Origin of the sequence: Saccharibacillus sacchari (genome assembly GCF_037722395.1) — a bacterium.
Classification (GTDB): Bacteria; Bacillota; Bacilli; order Paenibacillales; family Paenibacillaceae; genus Saccharibacillus; species Saccharibacillus sacchari_A.
Genome location: NZ_JBBKAR010000033.1, coordinates 799,423 through 815,523 on the forward strand (window position 1 = coordinate 799,423; position 16,101 = coordinate 815,523).

14 protein-coding genes and 1 tRNA gene are annotated in these 16,101 nt (G+C 52.3%); 13 read left to right on the plus strand and 2 right to left on the minus strand.

Annotated elements, in window-relative coordinates; genetic code table 11:
• Nucleotides 1-27 precede the first annotated feature (27 nt).
• Nucleotides 28-915, minus strand: a complete 888-nt coding sequence (locus tag WKI47_RS12415) for a carbohydrate ABC transporter permease (protein ID WP_340227529.1) — start codon at nt 913-915, stop codon at nt 28-30.
• A 369-nt stretch (nt 916-1,284) separates the two neighbouring features.
• On the opposite strand from WKI47_RS12415, the gene WKI47_RS12420 reads away from it, so the two are divergent.
• From WKI47_RS12420 to WKI47_RS12465, 10 genes are all read left to right on the plus strand, one after another.
• Entirely contained in the window at nt 1,285-2,157 is an 873-nt protein-coding gene (locus tag WKI47_RS12420; RefSeq protein ID WP_340227530.1) for a sugar ABC transporter permease, read from the plus strand.
• A 50-nt stretch (nt 2,158-2,207) separates the two neighbouring features.
• The gene (locus WKI47_RS12425) at nt 2,208-3,737 is read left to right on the plus strand and encodes an extracellular solute-binding protein (protein ID WP_340227425.1); all 1,530 of its coding nucleotides are present in this window, start codon (nt 2,208-2,210) and stop codon (nt 3,735-3,737) included.
• 15 nt (nt 3,738-3,752) lie between these two features.
• A complete protein-coding gene (locus WKI47_RS12430) occupies nt 3,753-5,018 on the plus strand; it encodes a glycoside hydrolase family 88/105 protein (protein ID WP_340227426.1) in 1,266 nt (421 codons plus the stop codon).
• Nucleotides 4,999-5,127, plus strand: a complete 129-nt coding sequence (locus tag WKI47_RS12435) for a hypothetical protein (RefSeq protein WP_340227427.1) — start codon at nt 4,999-5,001, stop codon at nt 5,125-5,127. The genes WKI47_RS12430 and WKI47_RS12435 overlap by 20 nt, the downstream gene beginning before the upstream one ends.
• A gap of 31 nt (nt 5,128-5,158) precedes the next feature.
• Complete coding sequence (locus WKI47_RS12440; protein WP_425355459.1) at nt 5,159-6,115, plus strand: pectinesterase family protein; 957 nt, start codon at nt 5,159-5,161, stop codon at nt 6,113-6,115.
• A 461-nt stretch (nt 6,116-6,576) separates the two neighbouring features.
• On the plus strand, nt 6,577-8,349 hold the full coding sequence (locus WKI47_RS12445) for an ABC transporter ATP-binding protein (RefSeq protein ID WP_340227429.1): 1,773 nt from the start codon (nt 6,577-6,579) through the stop codon (nt 8,347-8,349).
• Nucleotides 8,346-10,190, plus strand: a complete 1,845-nt coding sequence (locus tag WKI47_RS12450) for an ABC transporter ATP-binding protein (protein WP_340227430.1) — start codon at nt 8,346-8,348, stop codon at nt 10,188-10,190. Before WKI47_RS12445 ends, WKI47_RS12450 begins: the two co-directional genes overlap by 4 nt.
• 146 nt (nt 10,191-10,336) lie before the next feature.
• Nucleotides 10,337-11,527, plus strand: a complete 1,191-nt coding sequence (purT, locus tag WKI47_RS12455) for a formate-dependent phosphoribosylglycinamide formyltransferase (protein WP_340227431.1) — start codon at nt 10,337-10,339, stop codon at nt 11,525-11,527.
• Nucleotides 11,517-11,972, plus strand: a complete 456-nt coding sequence (locus WKI47_RS12460; RefSeq protein ID WP_340227432.1) for a GNAT family N-acetyltransferase — start codon at nt 11,517-11,519, stop codon at nt 11,970-11,972. Before purT ends, WKI47_RS12460 begins: the two co-directional genes overlap by 11 nt.
• 176 nt (nt 11,973-12,148) lie before the next feature.
• A complete protein-coding gene (locus WKI47_RS12465; protein WP_425355456.1) occupies nt 12,149-12,703 on the plus strand; it encodes a CAP domain-containing protein in 555 nt (184 codons plus the stop codon).
• Nucleotides 12,704-12,933: 230 nt separating this feature from the next.
• Here WKI47_RS12465 and WKI47_RS12470 read toward each other — a convergent pair.
• A tRNA-Lys gene (locus WKI47_RS12470) sits at nt 12,934-13,006 on the minus strand.
• Between the two features lie 220 nt (nt 13,007-13,226).
• Between WKI47_RS12470 and WKI47_RS12475 the strand changes: the two genes are divergently transcribed.
• The 3 genes from WKI47_RS12475 to WKI47_RS12485 are packed head-to-tail and all read left to right on the plus strand — an operon-like array spanning nt 13,227 to nt 16,031.
• Nucleotides 13,227-14,042 (plus strand): GDSL-type esterase/lipase family protein, encoded by an 816-nt coding sequence (locus tag WKI47_RS12475; RefSeq protein ID WP_340227433.1) that lies wholly within the window; start codon nt 13,227-13,229, stop codon nt 14,040-14,042.
• A gap of 31 nt (nt 14,043-14,073) precedes the next feature.
• On the plus strand, nt 14,074-15,045 hold the full coding sequence (locus WKI47_RS12480; protein ID WP_340227434.1) for an ABC transporter ATP-binding protein: 972 nt from the start codon (nt 14,074-14,076) through the stop codon (nt 15,043-15,045).
• The gene (locus WKI47_RS12485; protein ID WP_425355457.1) at nt 15,042-16,031 is read left to right on the plus strand and encodes an ABC transporter permease subunit; all 990 of its coding nucleotides are present in this window, start codon (nt 15,042-15,044) and stop codon (nt 16,029-16,031) included. The genes WKI47_RS12480 and WKI47_RS12485 overlap by 4 nt, the downstream gene beginning before the upstream one ends.
• Nucleotides 16,032-16,101 lie beyond the last annotated feature (70 nt).

A 16,101-nucleotide genomic window follows, 5' to 3' on the forward strand; every position in this document is an offset into this window, starting at 1 on the left:
GGCGTGCGACCGCTTGCGGACGACCGATCAGCCTTTGACCGCTCCGAGCAGCGCGCCTTTCGTAAAGTGCTTTTGCACAAACGGATACGCGATCAGCATCGGAATCGTCGCGACCACGATTACGGCCATCTTGATCGTTTGCGCGGGTGGGATGACGTCGACCGACGTGCCTTCCGCCTGCATGCCGCTCGATACGATCACGATCTGGCGCAGCAGTACCTGAATCGGCCATTTGACGGAATCCGTCAGATACAAGATCGCCGTCATATACGTGTTCCAATAGGTGACGGCGTAGAACAGCGAGATGGTCGCGATCGACGGAAGCGCGAGCGGCAGCATGATTTTCAGGAAAATGCCGAAGTCGTTGCTGCCGTCGATTTTTGCCGATTCCTCCAGTTCGTCAGGCAGCGCCTGGAAAAAGTTCCGCATGATGATCAGATTGAACGCGTTGACGGCAACGGGGAGGATCAGGGACCAGTACGAGTCGATCAGCCCGGTTCCTTTGACCACCAAGAAAGTCGGGATCATACCGCCGCTGAACAACATGGAAAACACGACGACAAAGTTAATGAAGTTCCGGCCTCTCAAATACTTGCGCGACAGCCCGTAAGCCATAAGTGCGGTCAACACCATGCTCACGACCGTTCCGACCAGCGTCACGCCGACCGATACGCCGAGTCCTTTGAAGATCGTTGGCGTGGACAAAATATAGCGGTAAGCATCCAAAGAGAATGTGGTCGGGAACAAAATAAACTTTTTGGATACGACCTCCTGAGTGGATGCGAACGAGCTGGCGATTACGTTAATGAACGGCAGCAGACAGATAAGCGCGATCAGGATCAGCAGCGTATAGTTGACGATATTGAATACCCGACTGCCGAGCGTTTGCTTGCGACGTGAAGAAGAATGCTCCATCATATGAACCTCCTTATGGACTTGAATGCCTATCTCCACGATACCAGCGGCCTTGCGTTCCGTATATAATCCGCGCATGAGATGATCGGCTTTTGAAGCTTTGTTTACCGGATAATCATCAGCCCTGACAGTAATCATCAGAAGCGTTCCGTTGACGGAAAATCCCGTAACCGCGGCGATTTGCAAGCGTTATCATGTGATGATTATATACGGAATCGCCCCCTTCGCTTACGCTGGGAAAGCAATCGGAATTCAAAGTGAGAGTGAGGTCGGTTAACGATGGCAAAGCCGGTGAACGTGTCCGATGCGTCCCTGCTGAAGCACGATCGTCAGGCGGTGCGCAAACGCGGATTCGGTGTTCGCAAGCATATGCTGCTGTATCTGATGATCCTGCCCGGTTTTCTCTATTTCGTCGTATTCAAGTATTTCCCGATGGGAGGTCTGATCATTGCCTTCCAGGATTATCAGCCGTACCGAGGCATCATGGGCAGCGAATGGGTAGGACTCAAACACTTTGTCCGCTTGTTCACGGAACCTACCTTCTTTATGCTGCTGCGCAACACGTTAGTCCTGTTCGCGATGAACATCGTTTTCTTTTTCCCGCTACCGATTATTCTCGCGCTCATGCTCAATGAAGTTCGGCACAAGTTTTTCAAAAACTCGATCCAGACCATCATCTACATTCCGCACTTTATGTCTTGGGTTATCATCGTTTCCATTACTTATGTCTTTCTGACGGTCGACGGCGGCGTATTGAACGAGCTGCTGGCCGCGGTGGGACTACCAAAGATCAGCTTCCTCACCTCCTCGGAGTGGCTGCGTACCGTGTACATCGGACAGATCATTTGGAAAGAACTCGGCTGGTCGACGATCATTTATCTGGCCGCGATTACCGTCGTCGATACGCAGTTGTACGAAGCGGCGGAGATGGACGGAGCAGGGCGCCTGCGCAAAACATGGCACGTCACGCTGCCCGCGATTCGTCCGGTCATCATCACGTTGCTCATTCTGAAGATCGGCAGCACGCTGGACCTCGGTTTCGAGCATATGTATCTGTTGCTGAATTCCCTCAACCGCGACGTCGCGGAAATTTTCGATACGTACATCTATACGGCGGGTCTTAAAAACGGTCAACTCAGCTACAGTACGACCGTCGGTTTGTTCAAAGGCGTTGTCGGACTGGCGCTCGTCATGTTGTCCAACCGGCTTGCCAAAAAGATGGGGGAAGACGGCGTGTATTGACCGTGCTGGGGCGTGAAAAGATTTTATTCCAAAAAAGAAGGGGTAATCACATGAAAAAAGTTGCGAGAAAAGCCCGTAAAACGGGTGCGCTGCTGCTGTGTACCACAATTCTTCTGCTGAGTGCTTGCGGAGGGGGCGCGAGTAGCAATCAAGCGGCGTCCGGCGAGCCGTACGACGAAAATTCCAAAGCGAATATCAGTTGGCTGAATATCCTGCATACCGCTTCCCCGCCGACCGATACCATTTTGAACAAGATCGAAGAGAAAACGAATACCGATATTCAGTTCTCCTGGATTCCGGACGCTTCGAAAGAAGAACGGATCAATACCTCGCTGGCTTCCGACTCGCTGGCCGATATCGTGACGTTGACGCTGCTCGATAACTCGTCCGTGCGCAACTCGCTCAAGTCGGGGTTGTTCTGGGAAGTGGAGCCGTATCTGAACGATTATCCGAATCTGGCCAAAATCTCCGAAGATACGCGCCGTTCGGCTTCGATCGGCGGTACGCTGTACGGGGTTCCTTTCCAAAAGGATCTGGCGCGCAACGGTGTCACCATCCGCAAAGACTGGCTCGACAAGCTGGGCTTGGAGACACCGCATACGACCGCAGAGCTGATGGAAGTCGCCCGGGCGTTCACCGAAGATGATCCCGACGGTAACGGCAAAGACGACACGACAGGCTTTGTGGATCGCAGCGATCTGATCTACGGGGCGTTCAAAACGCTCAGTTCCTACTTCGGTACGCCGAACATCTGGGAAGTGAGCGCGGATGGGAAAATGACGCCGGAGTTCATGACCCAGGGTTACGTGGACACGATGGATTATATGAAAGAACTGTATCAAAAAGGATATATCAATCAAGACTTCGCTGTGACCGCCAAAACCGACCAGCAACAAAAGTTCGCTCAAGGCCGTGCAGGCATCTACGTGGGCGCGATCTTTGATAGCAAAAACCTGTTGAACATGGCAAAAGGCATCCAAGACGATATGGAGCTGGTGCTCGTCAACGATATCACCTCCACCGGCAACGAAGCGGATCGGGCGATCTGGGCAGCCAACAACGGCATCGGCGGCCTGCTGTCATTCCCGAGGTCCGAAGTGAAAGACGAAGCCGAGTTGAAAAGAGTGCTGAAGTTCGTCAACGATCTGCTTGATGAGGACGTCTATGCACTGATGACTTACGGCATCGAAGGCACGCACTATACCGTGGACGACCAGGATGCGGCGACGATTACGAATACGGATCTGTGGCAGCAGGAAGTTCAACCGTTCTCGGCCAGCCGTCCGAAAGAAAGCGGGTTTAAGATTCATGACGCTGATCCGTTGAAAAAAGAATCCGACAAATTGATTGCCGACAACGCCAACTACGCGGTGCTGAACCCGGCGTATTCGCTCGAATCGGAGACGTATAACACGCAAGGCTCCGAGCTGCAAAAAACGATCACGGATGCGACGTATAAATACATTCTGGGCGAGCTTGACCGTGCAGGATTCGATGCTGCCGTGGAAAGTTGGAAAAAATCCGGAGGCGATGCGATCATTGCTGAATATGAATCCGCTTACAAAGAAGTTCAATCGTAAACAAAGGAGGAACCTATGGATCAGCATACCGCTTTGAACAAACAAAGTTGGGCCGTGCGCACGGCTGAATCGATCATGGAACGAAACCCGCTGCTGCATGAATGCAACGGGCATGGAGGCAAATGGTCGTACGATTACGGCGTCGTGTTAAAAGGCTTCGAAGCGCTTTGGCGTCGCACCGGCGATGACCGATACTTCCTGTACATGCAAAAGCAGATGGACGAATTCGTGCAGGAGGACGGTACGATCCGGGGTTACGCCCAGGACGAGTACAATATCGACCATATCAACAACGGCAAGTTGATGTTCGCGCTCCATAAGAAAACGGGCGAAGCCAAATACCGCGCGGCGGCCGATCTGCTGCGACAACAATTGGCCAGCCATCCCCGCACATCCGAAGGCGCCTTTTGGCATAAACGGATTTATCCGTATCAGATCTGGCTGGACGGACTGTATATGGGCTCGCCGTTCCATCTGCAATATCAATTGGAGTACGCGGGCGGCGAAGGGTTGGAAGACGTGACGAAGCAATTCCTGCTGTGCGAAAAGCATACGAAGGATACGAAAACCGGACTGCTTTATCATGCCTGGGACGAGAAAAAGGTTCAACCGTGGTGCGATCCGCAAACGGGATTGTCTCCGCACTTCTGGGGGCGTTCGCTCGGCTGGTTCGTGATGGCGCTCGCCGATACGTTGGAACTGCTTCCGGCAGGCCAATCCGATGCTCCGGAACTGCGGCGGATGCTGACAGACACGCTGACCGCGCTGCGTTCCTATCAGAATGCAGATTCCGGTGTGTGGTATCAGATCGTCGACCAGGGCGGCCGAACAGGCAACTATCTGGAAGCGTCCGCCTCATCCATGATCGCTTATGCGATGGCAAAAGGCATTCGTCTCGGCGTGCTGGACGACAGTTGGCGGGAGCCTTTGGATCTGGCTTTCCGCGGACTGATCGACGAATTCGTGCTCGAAACGAAAGAAGGCTGGATCAACCTGAACAAAAACTGCCAGGTTGCGGGACTCGGCGGCGCGGACAAGCGTGACGGCAGCTTTGCTTACTATATTAGCGAACCGATCGTTACCAATGACCAGAAAGGGCTGGGCGCCTTTTTGCAAGCGTGTGTCGAGTACGAACTGTTGCTGCCAAAAATGCCGAATAACGACGCGTCAAGCCAACACTTTTCCCAGCCTGCTCAATCTGTGCACAAGACTAAGCAACCGACCGAAGCGTCCTCTGTTGGAGCGGAGGGAGCGAACCGACGTGGCGATGTACAACGTTAGCGATTACGGAGCCCTCCCCAACGCGCGGCAATCTTCGACGAATGGCATTCAAGCGGCCATCGATGCCGCTGCATGGGCAGGGGGAGGAACGGTGTTCGGAGTCAGGTAGTGTTTAACGAACGGAGGAAACGCGGATGCCGATATGGGTCGGTACAGTACCTTTTTGCGAATATGCCACGATAAGAGAGGCGGTCGAAGAGCTTGAGCGCCGCGATCCGCAAATCCCCGAAACGTTGTACGTCTTGTCGGGAACGTATCGCGAGCAACTTCAAATTCATCGGTCCAATCTGAGGATAATCGGCGTGGGCCAAGTGAATATCGAAATGGATCGTTATGCCCGGGAAAAGGAAGCGGACGGCGAAGAGATCGGAACCTTTGCCACGCCGACCCTTTTTTTGGGCGGAAGCGATTTGTGGGTGGAAAACATAACGGTCTCCAACACGGCGGGTCAGGGAGAGCCTATCGGACAAGCGATCGCCGTGACGGCTTACTGCGACCGGACTGTTTTTCGCTCCTGCATATTCAAAGGGCATCAGGATACGTTGTTCACCGGCCCCCTTCCCCCTGCTCCGAAAAAACGCGCGGCATTTGGAGGCATCGAAATTCGCCAGCATCATGAGCAATATCGACAGCTGTACGTGAATTGCCGGATTGAAGGAACTGTAGACTACATATTCGGTGGGGCTTGCGCTTATTTCGAGCAATGCGAATTGCATAGTCTGGCTCGTCCGAATCGGGAGTCGGCGGGATATATCACAGCCGCTTCGACACCCGAGCAGCAGTCCTTCGGCTATATCTTTCGCCAATGTGTACTGACTGCTGCCCCCGACGTCGCTTCTTCATCCGTCTACCTGGGTCGCCCGTGGCGAGCTTATGCCCGAACGGTATTTGCCGATTGCCGAATGGGAAGCCATATTCACCCGGCGGGCTGGGATCATTGGGGCAATGCCGCCAACGAACATACGGTAGACTATCGGGAATATGGCAGCGTGACTGCAAATCGCTCAAGTCAACGTGTGCCTTGGGCGATTTATGACGCGTCCCCAGGCAAGATGTGGAGCAAGGCGGATATTTTTGCAAATGAGCATTTTTGGTGATTTTAATAGAATGAGGAAAGGCTGTTTCTACTCGAATGCACAGCATGCACCTTGCTGGTCATTTAAATAGAAGCGGTCTTTTTGATTTAGCGATGTCGCAATATTGAACCTGTTTTTGTCGGAAAAGTGTATAGAATAGGCGGTTGTACCGGGCTTTTTTGATTATGCGGAAAGACTGTTTTTTGAAAAAGGTTAAAGCGTTTTCGAATTTTTCGAGCCATATTTTTCGAAATTCCCCAAAGTCGCCGAATAAGCGAGGATACAAGACCATTTTGTATAAATGAATGCGCTGACAACACCAGTCGAATGCTGAGCCGTTCCCTTGCCGAAATACGCTTTTTTACTCGCTTTGCCGGGATAAAGGCAGGGTGATACACTGCATTATGCTCAAGCATTGCAACCGTATACGGAAATTGGGAAACCGGAAAAAATTCGGCATCCCGAAAACGAGGAGGAAAGACATGAACGTTCTCAGGCGACTGCAGGACTATTACTGGGAAAAGAAGACGTATATGTTCGTCTCGATTCTTTTTCTGGCAATCGCCACTGCTCTGGGGTTGGTGTACCCCAAACTACTTCAGATTTTGATTGATGATGTGATTACACCGCGCAATTTCGAATTGGTGCCTCAGCTTGCGCTGGCCGTGGTCGGCGTGGTGACGCTCAAAGCGCTCATGCAGTTTTTGCATGGCTTCTTCGGCGCGCGTCTCGGTAACTTTCTGGCTTACCGGCTGCGTAACGCTTGTTACGAGAAGCTGCAATTTCTGTCGTTCCGCTATTACGACACGGCCAGAACGGGCGATCTGATGTCCCGCCTAACCGGCGATCTGGAAGCGATCCGTTTGTTTATCGGCTTCGGGTTCGCCCAAATTCTTAACCTGTTCCTAATGGTCGGTTTCGGCGCCGCGATGATGCTGTCGATCAATTGGCAGTTGACGCTGTGGACGCTGATCACGATTCCGCCGCTGGTATTCGTGGCGATTCGCTTCGAATCGCGAATCCATCCGGCTTTTCAGGAAATGCGTCTTGCGCTGGGATCGCTGACGACGGCTGTTCAGGAGAACGTCACCGGCGTACGTACCGTCAAAGCGTTTGCGCGCGAACCTCACGAGGTCGGCAAATTTTCGCTGCGCAACGACCGGTACAAAGACAATCAGCTGCATGCTTCCGGACTTTGGAGCCGCTACTTCCCGGTGATGGAACTTCTGGCTTCCGGCTGCGCCGTACTTCTGCTCGGCGTCGGCGGCACGATGGTCATTCGCGGAACGCTGACGATCGGCGAACTGGTCGCTTTCTTCAGTCTGATCTGGTACATTATCGGACCGATGTGGGGCCTGGGGTTCCATATCAACAACTATACGCAATCCGAAGCTTCCGGCGAACGGGTGCTAGGAATTTTGGACCGGCCGATCGACGTTCGCGACAAAGAAAATGCGTTGGCCCTCGATCCGGATACGGTTCGCGGACAGGTGACGTTCGAAAAAGTCGGATTCGCTTACGGCAACAAGCTGCACGCGGTGCATGATATCAGTCTGGATGCGCCTCCGGGCAAAGTGATCGGATTGCTCGGCGGAACCGGAGCCGGCAAATCGACGATCATCCAGCTTCTGATGCGTGCTTACGACGTCACGGAAGGATCGATCAAGTTTGACGGCGTCGATATCCGGGATATCCGCGTCGAAGATCTGCGGGGACAGATCGCGACCGTTTTCCAGGAAACCTTTTTGTTCTCGTCGACGATTAAAGGCAATATCGGTTACGGAATGAACGACGTTCCGATGGAAGACGTCGTCCGCGCGGCCAAGTTGGCCAAAGCCCATGATTTCATCATGGAAATGAAAGATGGCTACGATACCGTAGTCGGCGAGCGCGGCATGGGCTTGTCCGGCGGCCAGAAGCAGCGGATCGCGATTGCGCGTGCGCTGCTCAAAAATCCGAAAATCCTGATCCTGGACGATGCGACGAGTGCCGTTGATATGGAGACGGAACACGAAATCCAGGCCGGTTTCCAAGAGGTAATGAAAGGACGGACCACGTTTATCATCGCACACCGCATTTCTTCGCTTCGCCATGCCGACGAAATTCTCGTTTTGAACGAAGGGCATATCGTGCAACGGGGCCGTCACGAACAGTTGATTGCCGAGCCGGGTCCTTACCAAGAAGTCTATAGCATTCAATACGCCGACCATATCGCGCGAACGGCGGAAGACGATGAAGGGAGGGGAAGCCTGTGAGTACCCACGGAGAAAAGTTCAACCCCAAGCTCGGCAAAAAAGCGCAGAGCGACCCTAACCAAAGCCGTTTCGTTTATAAGGACGACGACGATATCGACAAGGCGTTCAATTGGAAACAGTTTGGCCGGCTGTTCTCGTATATGCGTCCGTACGCCAAACAGATGCTGCCGCTTATTTTGATTATGACGATTCTCGGAACCGTCACGAAACTTGCTGTTCCGTATCTGACCGGGGTCGTGGCAATCGACGGAGCGATCAAAACCGGCGACCGGACGTTATTGTATATCGTCACGGCATCGGTGCTCGGATTGTATCTGATCCAATGGATCGCCAACGTTTTCCGAATCAAGTATACGAACGTGATCGGACAGCGAGTCATTTACGATATCCGTTCTTCGCTATTCACGCATATCCAGAAACTTTCGTTCAACTTTTTCGATAAGCGTCCGGCGGGATCGGTATTGGTACGGGTGACAAATGATGTCAACTCGCTGCAAGACTTGTTTACGAACGGCGCGGTCAACGCGATGATCGACTGCGTTCAGTTGGCGGGAATCATGGTCATTTTGCTGCTGATCAACTGGAAACTGGGACTTGCCGTGATGATTACCGTTCCGATCATGTTTTTCATTTCTACCAAGCTGCGTCAAAAAATCCGGATGGCATGGCAAGACGTCCGCATCAAAAACTCCCGGATCAACTCGCACTTGAACGAAGCGATCCAGGGCATTCGCGTGACTCAAGCCTATACGCAGGAAAAAGAAAACATGAAGTTTTTCAACGGCATGAACGCGGACAGCCGGAAATCCTGGAACCGCGCTTCGACCATGAACCAGGCGTTCGGACCGATGATCGAGATTACGGGCGGAGTCGGCTCCATGATCTTGTTCTGGTACGGCACTTACCTGATCCAGCAGGGCGAAGTAACGGTCGGTTTGTTGGTGACGTTCGCGAACTATGTCGGCAACTTCTGGGACCCGATCAACCGTCTGGGTCAAATGTATAACCAACTGCTCGTGGCGATGGCTTCGTCGGAACGCATTTTCGAATTCCTGGACGAAGAACCCAGCATCGCCGACAAACCGGGTGCGCAGCCCCTGCCGAAAATTCGGGGCGACGTCAATCTGGACAAGGTCGTGTTCGAGTACGAACCTGGACGCCAGGCGCTCAAAGGCATCGACATCGAAGCCAAAGCCGGGCAATCCATCGCGCTCGTCGGCCATACCGGTTCCGGCAAATCGACGATCATCAATCTGCTCAGCCGCTTTTACGACGTAAGTGAAGGCATGGTCAAGCTGGACGGCATCGACGTGCGGGACGTCCAACTGGAAAGTTTGCGGGCGCAGATCGGAATCGTGTTGCAAGATACGTTTATTTTCTCGGGCACGATTCGCGAAAATATCCGTTTCGGCCGCCTGGACGCGACAGATGCGGAGATTGAAGAAGTTACGCGGGCGGTTAAAGCGCACGATTTTATTATGGCGCTTCCGGGCGGATACGACACCGAGGTGGAGGAACGGGGAAGCGCGCTTTCCATGGGACAACGTCAATTGCTTTCGTTCGCCCGCGCTTTGCTTGCCGATCCGCGTATCCTGATCCTGGACGAAGCCACGGCCAGTATCGATACGGAGACGGAATTGAAAATCCAAGAGGCGCTCAAAGTGTTGCTTCAGGGAAGAACTTCGTTCATCGTGGCACACCGTCTGTCCACGATTCGCCATGCCGACAAGATCATCGTGCTTGATCACGGCGAGATTAAGGAACAAGGCACGCACGCCCAATTGATTCAGCACGGCGGCATTTACAACGGTTTGGTCGAAGCCCAGTTCCGTTTTCTGTAAAAGGAAGAATTGTTCGAAAACCTGCGACATTTTTCGCGGGTTTTCGCTATTTTTTCATAAAAATTTAAGTGAACAGGGTTGCAATTCAGTCTGTCAGCAGACAAAATAGATAAGGACAAACCAAAAAGCGTAGGAGTTGGTCAACGATGTGGGGGGCTCCATTATCCGCGGACGCGAAGAAAATCATGCTTCTCGGAAGCGGTGAACTGGGCAAGGAAGTCGTCATCGAAGCACAACGTTTGGGTGTGGAATGTATCGCTGTCGATCGTTACGAGGGTGCGCCTGCGATGCAGGTTGCGCACCGTAGTCATGTGATCGATATGTTGGACGCGGACGTACTGCGAGAATTGATCTTGCGGGAAAAGCCGGACCTGATCGTACCGGAGATCGAAGCGATCGCAACTCCGATGTTGGAGAAGCTGGAGGCGGAAGGGTTCCGTGTGATTCCGACGGCAACAGCGGCCAGATTGACGATGGACCGCGAAGGTATCCGGCGTTTGGCCTCGGAAACACTAGGTCTGCCGACGGCGGCGTACCGTTTTGCGGACACTTTGGATGAACTGAAAGCGGCGGTGGACGAGCTTGGCGCGCCTTGCGTGATCAAGCCGCTCATGAGTTCTTCGGGCAAAGGACAGAGCGTACTCAAGAAGCCCGAAGATGCCGAGAAGTGTTGGCAATTCGCGCTGGAAGGCGCAAGAGCGAAAAACAACACTCGGGTGATCGTGGAAGCATTTGTGCCCTTTGAAAGCGAAATTACACTGTTGACGGTTCGGAGCATATCCGGAACGTCGTTTTGTCCGCCGATCGGACATATCCAAAAGGATGGCGACTACGTGGAATCGTGGCAGCCGCACCAGATGGATAAGGGGAAGCTGGAAGAAGCCAAGCGGATTGCAAAAGCCATTACGGATAAGCTTGGCGGCTATGGGCTTTTCGGCGTTGAATTGTTCCTGACAAAAGACGGCGTTGTTTTCAGCGAAGTCTCGCCTCGTCCGCACGATACCGGCATGGTGACGATGGCTACGCAGGATCTGTCGGAATTCGCGCTGCATGCAAGAGCGATTTTGGGACTTCCCGTCACGGGGGTCGAACTGCTGACACCGGGTGCTTCCGCAACATTAAAAGCAACTCGATCCAGCGAAAATTTCAAAGTCGGTGGTCTGACGGAAGCCTTGAGCATCCCGCGTACCCAGGTTCGGATATTCGGCAAGCCGGATTCGAAGCCGGGTCGCAGAATGGCTGTCGCGCTTAGCGCGGCGGAAGATGTGGAAACTGCGCGCAGTCGTGCCCGTGAAGCGGCCGGTCTGCTAAAAGAGGAGTATTCGGATGACAACTAACGTACTGGAAAAAACAGCGGATCTTCGCAAAGCTTCTTGCAGCGATGCTGCCGTACTGACGGAACTGATGCGAAAACTGTCGTATCCTACGACGCCGAGCGTGATGCGCGAGCAATTGGAATCACGCGAAAACAATCCGAATTATCAGACTTACTTGGCGGAACAAGACGGTAAACCGGTAGGCATGATCGCCCTTCGTTTGATTCCCGCGCGTGGATCGGAAGCGCAGATGGTTCAAATCGCCGGACTTATCGTAAACGAGGACTGCCGGGGGTGCGGAATCGGCCGTTTGCTGGTGGAGCAGGCGGAAGCCTGGGCTACGGAATCGGGATGCCGTTTCCTGTTCCTGACCGGAATCAATCGTGAAGATCGTCTGGGTGCACACGAGTTTTACCAGCATGCCGGCTTCGAGAAGTTTGGCTGCAAATTCATCAAAGCGCTGTAAAATTAGCAGACCACATACATTTAAGTCCTACCCCTTCGGTTCCGGCTCTTACGAGCGGGACCTTTTTGTTTGGGGAGACATGATGATTACCCAGGCCGCTTCCACGGGTAAATGGATATAGATTCCAATTTCATACGAAAAGCTAAAGTCATCAAGGAAAAAGAGGAGGAACGACGATGAACACACCAAGCGTTAAAAAGCGAAAAGCAAGACGAAACGTCGGAGTCATCTTCAGCAGGAAACTAAGCTTGATTGCTGTGGCCTCTGCATTTATATTGAGCGGCGTATCCGGCCTAGCTCCTGCCGAACATGCGCAAGCTCAAACCGCTTATGAAGCCGCCTATGCGAAAACGACTGCCGATAAGTCGAAATTCACCGCCAAAGTCGTGTATCTGGTGAATTTGGAACGTCGCAAAGCGGGGCTCAAGCCGCTTACGATCCATGCAGGTACAGCGAAAGCTTCGCGCTTGAAAGCGATGGATATGTCGAAGAAAGGATACTTTGACCATACATCTCCGACATACGGTTCTCCGTTTAACTTATTAAAGCTGCAAAAGGTAGCGTTCCGAACGGCGGGTGAAAACATTGCGATGGGACAGCGTTCGCCGGAGAGCGTGATGCAGGGATGGATGAATAGCGAAGGACACCGAAGCAATATTTTGAATCCGAGCTTCACCTCGATAGGAGTCGGCTATTATAACGGCTATTGGGTTCAGTTGTTTATTGGTTGAGCGGGTGGGTGGGGGAAACGAGAAGACTCCGAGAAAAATCCGTTCAATTCGCTGTCTCACTTGGAAAAGTCGATTGAAATTTTTAGTTGAAGTTTTCCAAGTTCAAAGGCGTCTTGAACGAATTTTCCTCTCCGTCTTCTCGTTTCCAGTTACGTTGGACTTTTTGACAAAAAGACCCCCAACCTCTTGGTGAGGTTGGGGGTCTTGCAATACATTCATTATATACAGAATGGGACATGTAGGAATCGAACCTACAACCTGTCGATTAAGAGTCGAATGCTCTGCCAATTGAGCTAATGTCCCATATTTCTTGTAACGGCCGCCGTTTATCATTGAATGATTGTTTCTGGCGACAAAGAATATCCTATCATAAATTAAAATAGCTTGGCAAGTACTTTTTGGTGGAAGCTGAAAAAAGTTTCGAAGGGTATTTGCAAATTGCTTCACAAACACTTAAGGTAATGTACGTGGTGTATGCGCGAAAGCTTAAGGTTTTGTTGTCTTTTATATAAGGAGGAGAAGCATGAATTCGTGGAAGTGGATATGGCGAACAACGGCTGTACTCTCGGCGCTCGCTGCCCTATTGTTGGTTATTGGCTTCGGATATGGAGCAAAAGAACTGATGTTTCCGCGGCCTAATCTTGTAAACACCGATACTGCTGCGAATGCTCCTTTGACAGAACGCGCTCCTTCGGCCGATGACGGCAGTTACCGGATCGTTGCCATCGGAGACTCGCTTGCCAAAGGAACAGGAGACACAACGGGACAGGGATTCGCCCGGCGAGCTGCGGCTTTGCTGGATCAGAGCGGCGACCGCGAAGTGCGTTTTCTTAATAATCTCGGAATTAACGGCATGACTACACAAGAGCTATTGGCGGAGCTGGACGAGCCTGGCGTTCGTTACGTATTGAAGGAAGCGAATGTCATCTTGCTGTCGATCGGTGCAAACGATCTGTTCCAGGGCGGCGCAGCCTTGCAGACAAGTGCGGAAGCTCCCGATGCAAACGCGTTGGATACTGCCCTGCCTGCCGCCTCAGAGCGACTTGGCGAAGCGCTGGATGAACTTCGGGACATCAATCCGACGGCGCGAATTATTTATCTGGGCTTATATAATCCTTTCGGGGATATTGAATCGCTACGCGACGAAGCAGATTTGGGAATTACTGAATGGAATGCCAAGGCGTCTGCACGCATTGCCGAAGGGGAGAATATGGTTTTGACACCGACATTCGATCTTTTCGAAAAAGATCCCGGTGTCTATTTGTCATCCGATCATTTCCACCCAAACTCTGCTGGATATGAGCGGATCGCGCAGCGAATCGTTCAAGGGTTGCAATGAACTGGATACCTAAAGAAGGGACGGGGTAGGGATGAACCAGCCTGACGACAGTTTCGTTCTACGCGTACGGGATTTGAATAAGCGAATCGGCCGTAAAACGATCATTCATAGCATCAACTTCGATGTGCGGGAAGGCGAGATCTTCGGCTTTCTCGGCCCGAACGGTGCGGGGAAGACGACAACGATTCGCATGCTGGTCGGGCTTATTAAACCGACCTCGGGAAGCGTCGAGATTTGCGGCTTCGATGTACAAAAGCAACCGGAAGAAGCACTCAAGTATGTAGGTTCTATCGTCGAAAATCCGGAAATGTATCCTTATCTTACAGGCTGGGAGAACCTGATGCATTTTGCCCGTATGCAGGATGGGATTGATGAACAACGCATTCGCGAAGTTACGGAGCTTGTTCATCTGGGCGGAAGAATCCATGAGAAGGTTCGCACCTATTCGCTCGGAATGCGTCAGCGCCTGGGGATCGCGCAAGCGCTGCTTGCTCGGCCGAAAGTGCTGATTCTTGATGAGCCGACCAATGGCCTCGATCCCAAGGGGATCAAGGAAATGCGGGCTTTTATCCGCGAACTGGCTTCTGCAGGACTTGCCGTTTTCGTATCCAGTCACTTATTGAGCGAAATCCAACTCCTGTGTGATCGGGTCGCGATTATTGGCGGAGGGCGAGAGCTTGCCGTAGGGTCGGTCGACGAGTTGATGGGCGCAGGCCGCGGAATGGTGATTTGGGATGTTGAACCGAAAGCGAAGGCTTTGACTTTGCTTGGCAGATATGAAGACATCGTGATTGTGGACTCGGCCGGAGCGGAAGCGTTGGAAGATGCTGCTACCGCTTTGTTAAATGAGCGGAGTATCGTGACGGAGACACCGGAAGAGCGTGTAGCCGAAGTGCTTGATGTGATGGTTCGCGCAGGCATTGCCGTACGAGGCGTTCACCGCGTTGCCCCTACGCTGGAGCGACTTTTCCTGCAAATGACAGAAGGGGAGGGCATCGAGTGAAACGGTTTTGGGCTATGGTACAAAACGAAGTCGTCAAGATCATCAAGAAAAAGCGCTTTTATATCGTGTTGTTGATTCTTGCCGTTATGGTGCCGATCTTCAGCTATGCGCAGATGCGGCAATCGCTTGAACGCCAGGAAAGCTATGGTACGGACTGGCGTCTGGAGGTTCAGCAGGCGATAATCGATAACCAAAACTCTCTGAGCAGCGACCGGGTTCCGCAAGAGTGGAAGGTATATCGGCAAATTTACATTCAGCAGATGCAGTATTATCTGGATCATGACGTGAATCCGAATGAGCCGGGCGGCGTGACATTCACGCGTGAATTCATCGATAACTCAGCAGCCTTGTTTATTCCGTTGATGATTCTGACTATCGCTTCCGATCTGGTTTCTTCGGAACGAACAGGCGGTACAATCAAGATGCTGCTTGCAAGGCCGGTGCGGCGTTGGAAAGTGCTGTTAAGCAAACTGACGGCCCTGCTCATGTTCGTCTCCTTGATCATAGTGAGCGCCTATGCGGTCTGTTATTTGATTTCAGGTGTCTTTTTCGGCTACTCCGGCTGGAGCATTCCGATCTTCACCGGCTTTGTACTGAACGGTTCCGATGTGGATCTGACGTATGTGCAGGCTACGCCACAGTGGCAATACCTGTTGATGCAGGCGGGATTGGTCTGGTTTGTCGGGGTCGTGGTTGCGCTATTGGCCTTTATGGTATCCGTTCTTGTGCGCAGTACGGCCGCAAGCATTGTCGTCATGATGGCAGCGCTGATCTCCGGCTCCATTTTGACCAATATGGCTTCCGCTTGGAGCAGCGCCAAATATTTATTTATGGTCAATCTTGGGCTTACCGAGTATCTGGCCGGTAATCCGGCACCGATTGACGGCATGACATTGGGCTTCTCATTGGCTGTTTTAGCGGCCTGGGGAGCGGTTTCCGTATTTATTTCATTTATTGTGTTTACGAAGAGGGACGTTTTGACTTAAAATAAAAAGAGAAAAATGAAAACACTTGTTTGCATTTCGGTAAGCTGACGATCCGGAGGCAAAGGGCGAG

Coding starts and splice junctions, on each gene's coding strand:
- WKI47_RS12415 (WP_340227529.1), bottom strand. CDS start 915: ATGGAGCATTCTTCTTCACGTCGCAAGCAAACGCTCGGCAGTCGGGTA.
- WKI47_RS12420 (WP_340227530.1), top strand. CDS start 1,285: ATGCTGCTGTATCTGATGATCCTGCCCGGTTTTCTCTATTTCGTCGTA.
- WKI47_RS12425 (WP_340227425.1), top strand. CDS start 2,208: ATGAAAAAAGTTGCGAGAAAAGCCCGTAAAACGGGTGCGCTGCTGCTG.
- WKI47_RS12430 (WP_340227426.1), top strand. CDS start 3,753: ATGGATCAGCATACCGCTTTGAACAAACAAAGTTGGGCCGTGCGCACG.
- WKI47_RS12445 (WP_340227429.1), top strand. CDS start 6,577: ATGAACGTTCTCAGGCGACTGCAGGACTATTACTGGGAAAAGAAGACG.
- purT (WP_340227431.1), top strand. CDS start 10,337: ATGTGGGGGGCTCCATTATCCGCGGACGCGAAGAAAATCATGCTTCTC.
- WKI47_RS12460 (WP_340227432.1), top strand. CDS start 11,517: ATGACAACTAACGTACTGGAAAAAACAGCGGATCTTCGCAAAGCTTCT.
- WKI47_RS12465 (WP_425355456.1), top strand. CDS start 12,149: ATGAACACACCAAGCGTTAAAAAGCGAAAAGCAAGACGAAACGTCGGA.
- WKI47_RS12475 (WP_340227433.1), top strand. CDS start 13,227: ATGAATTCGTGGAAGTGGATATGGCGAACAACGGCTGTACTCTCGGCG.
- WKI47_RS12480 (WP_340227434.1), top strand. CDS start 14,074: ATGAACCAGCCTGACGACAGTTTCGTTCTACGCGTACGGGATTTGAAT.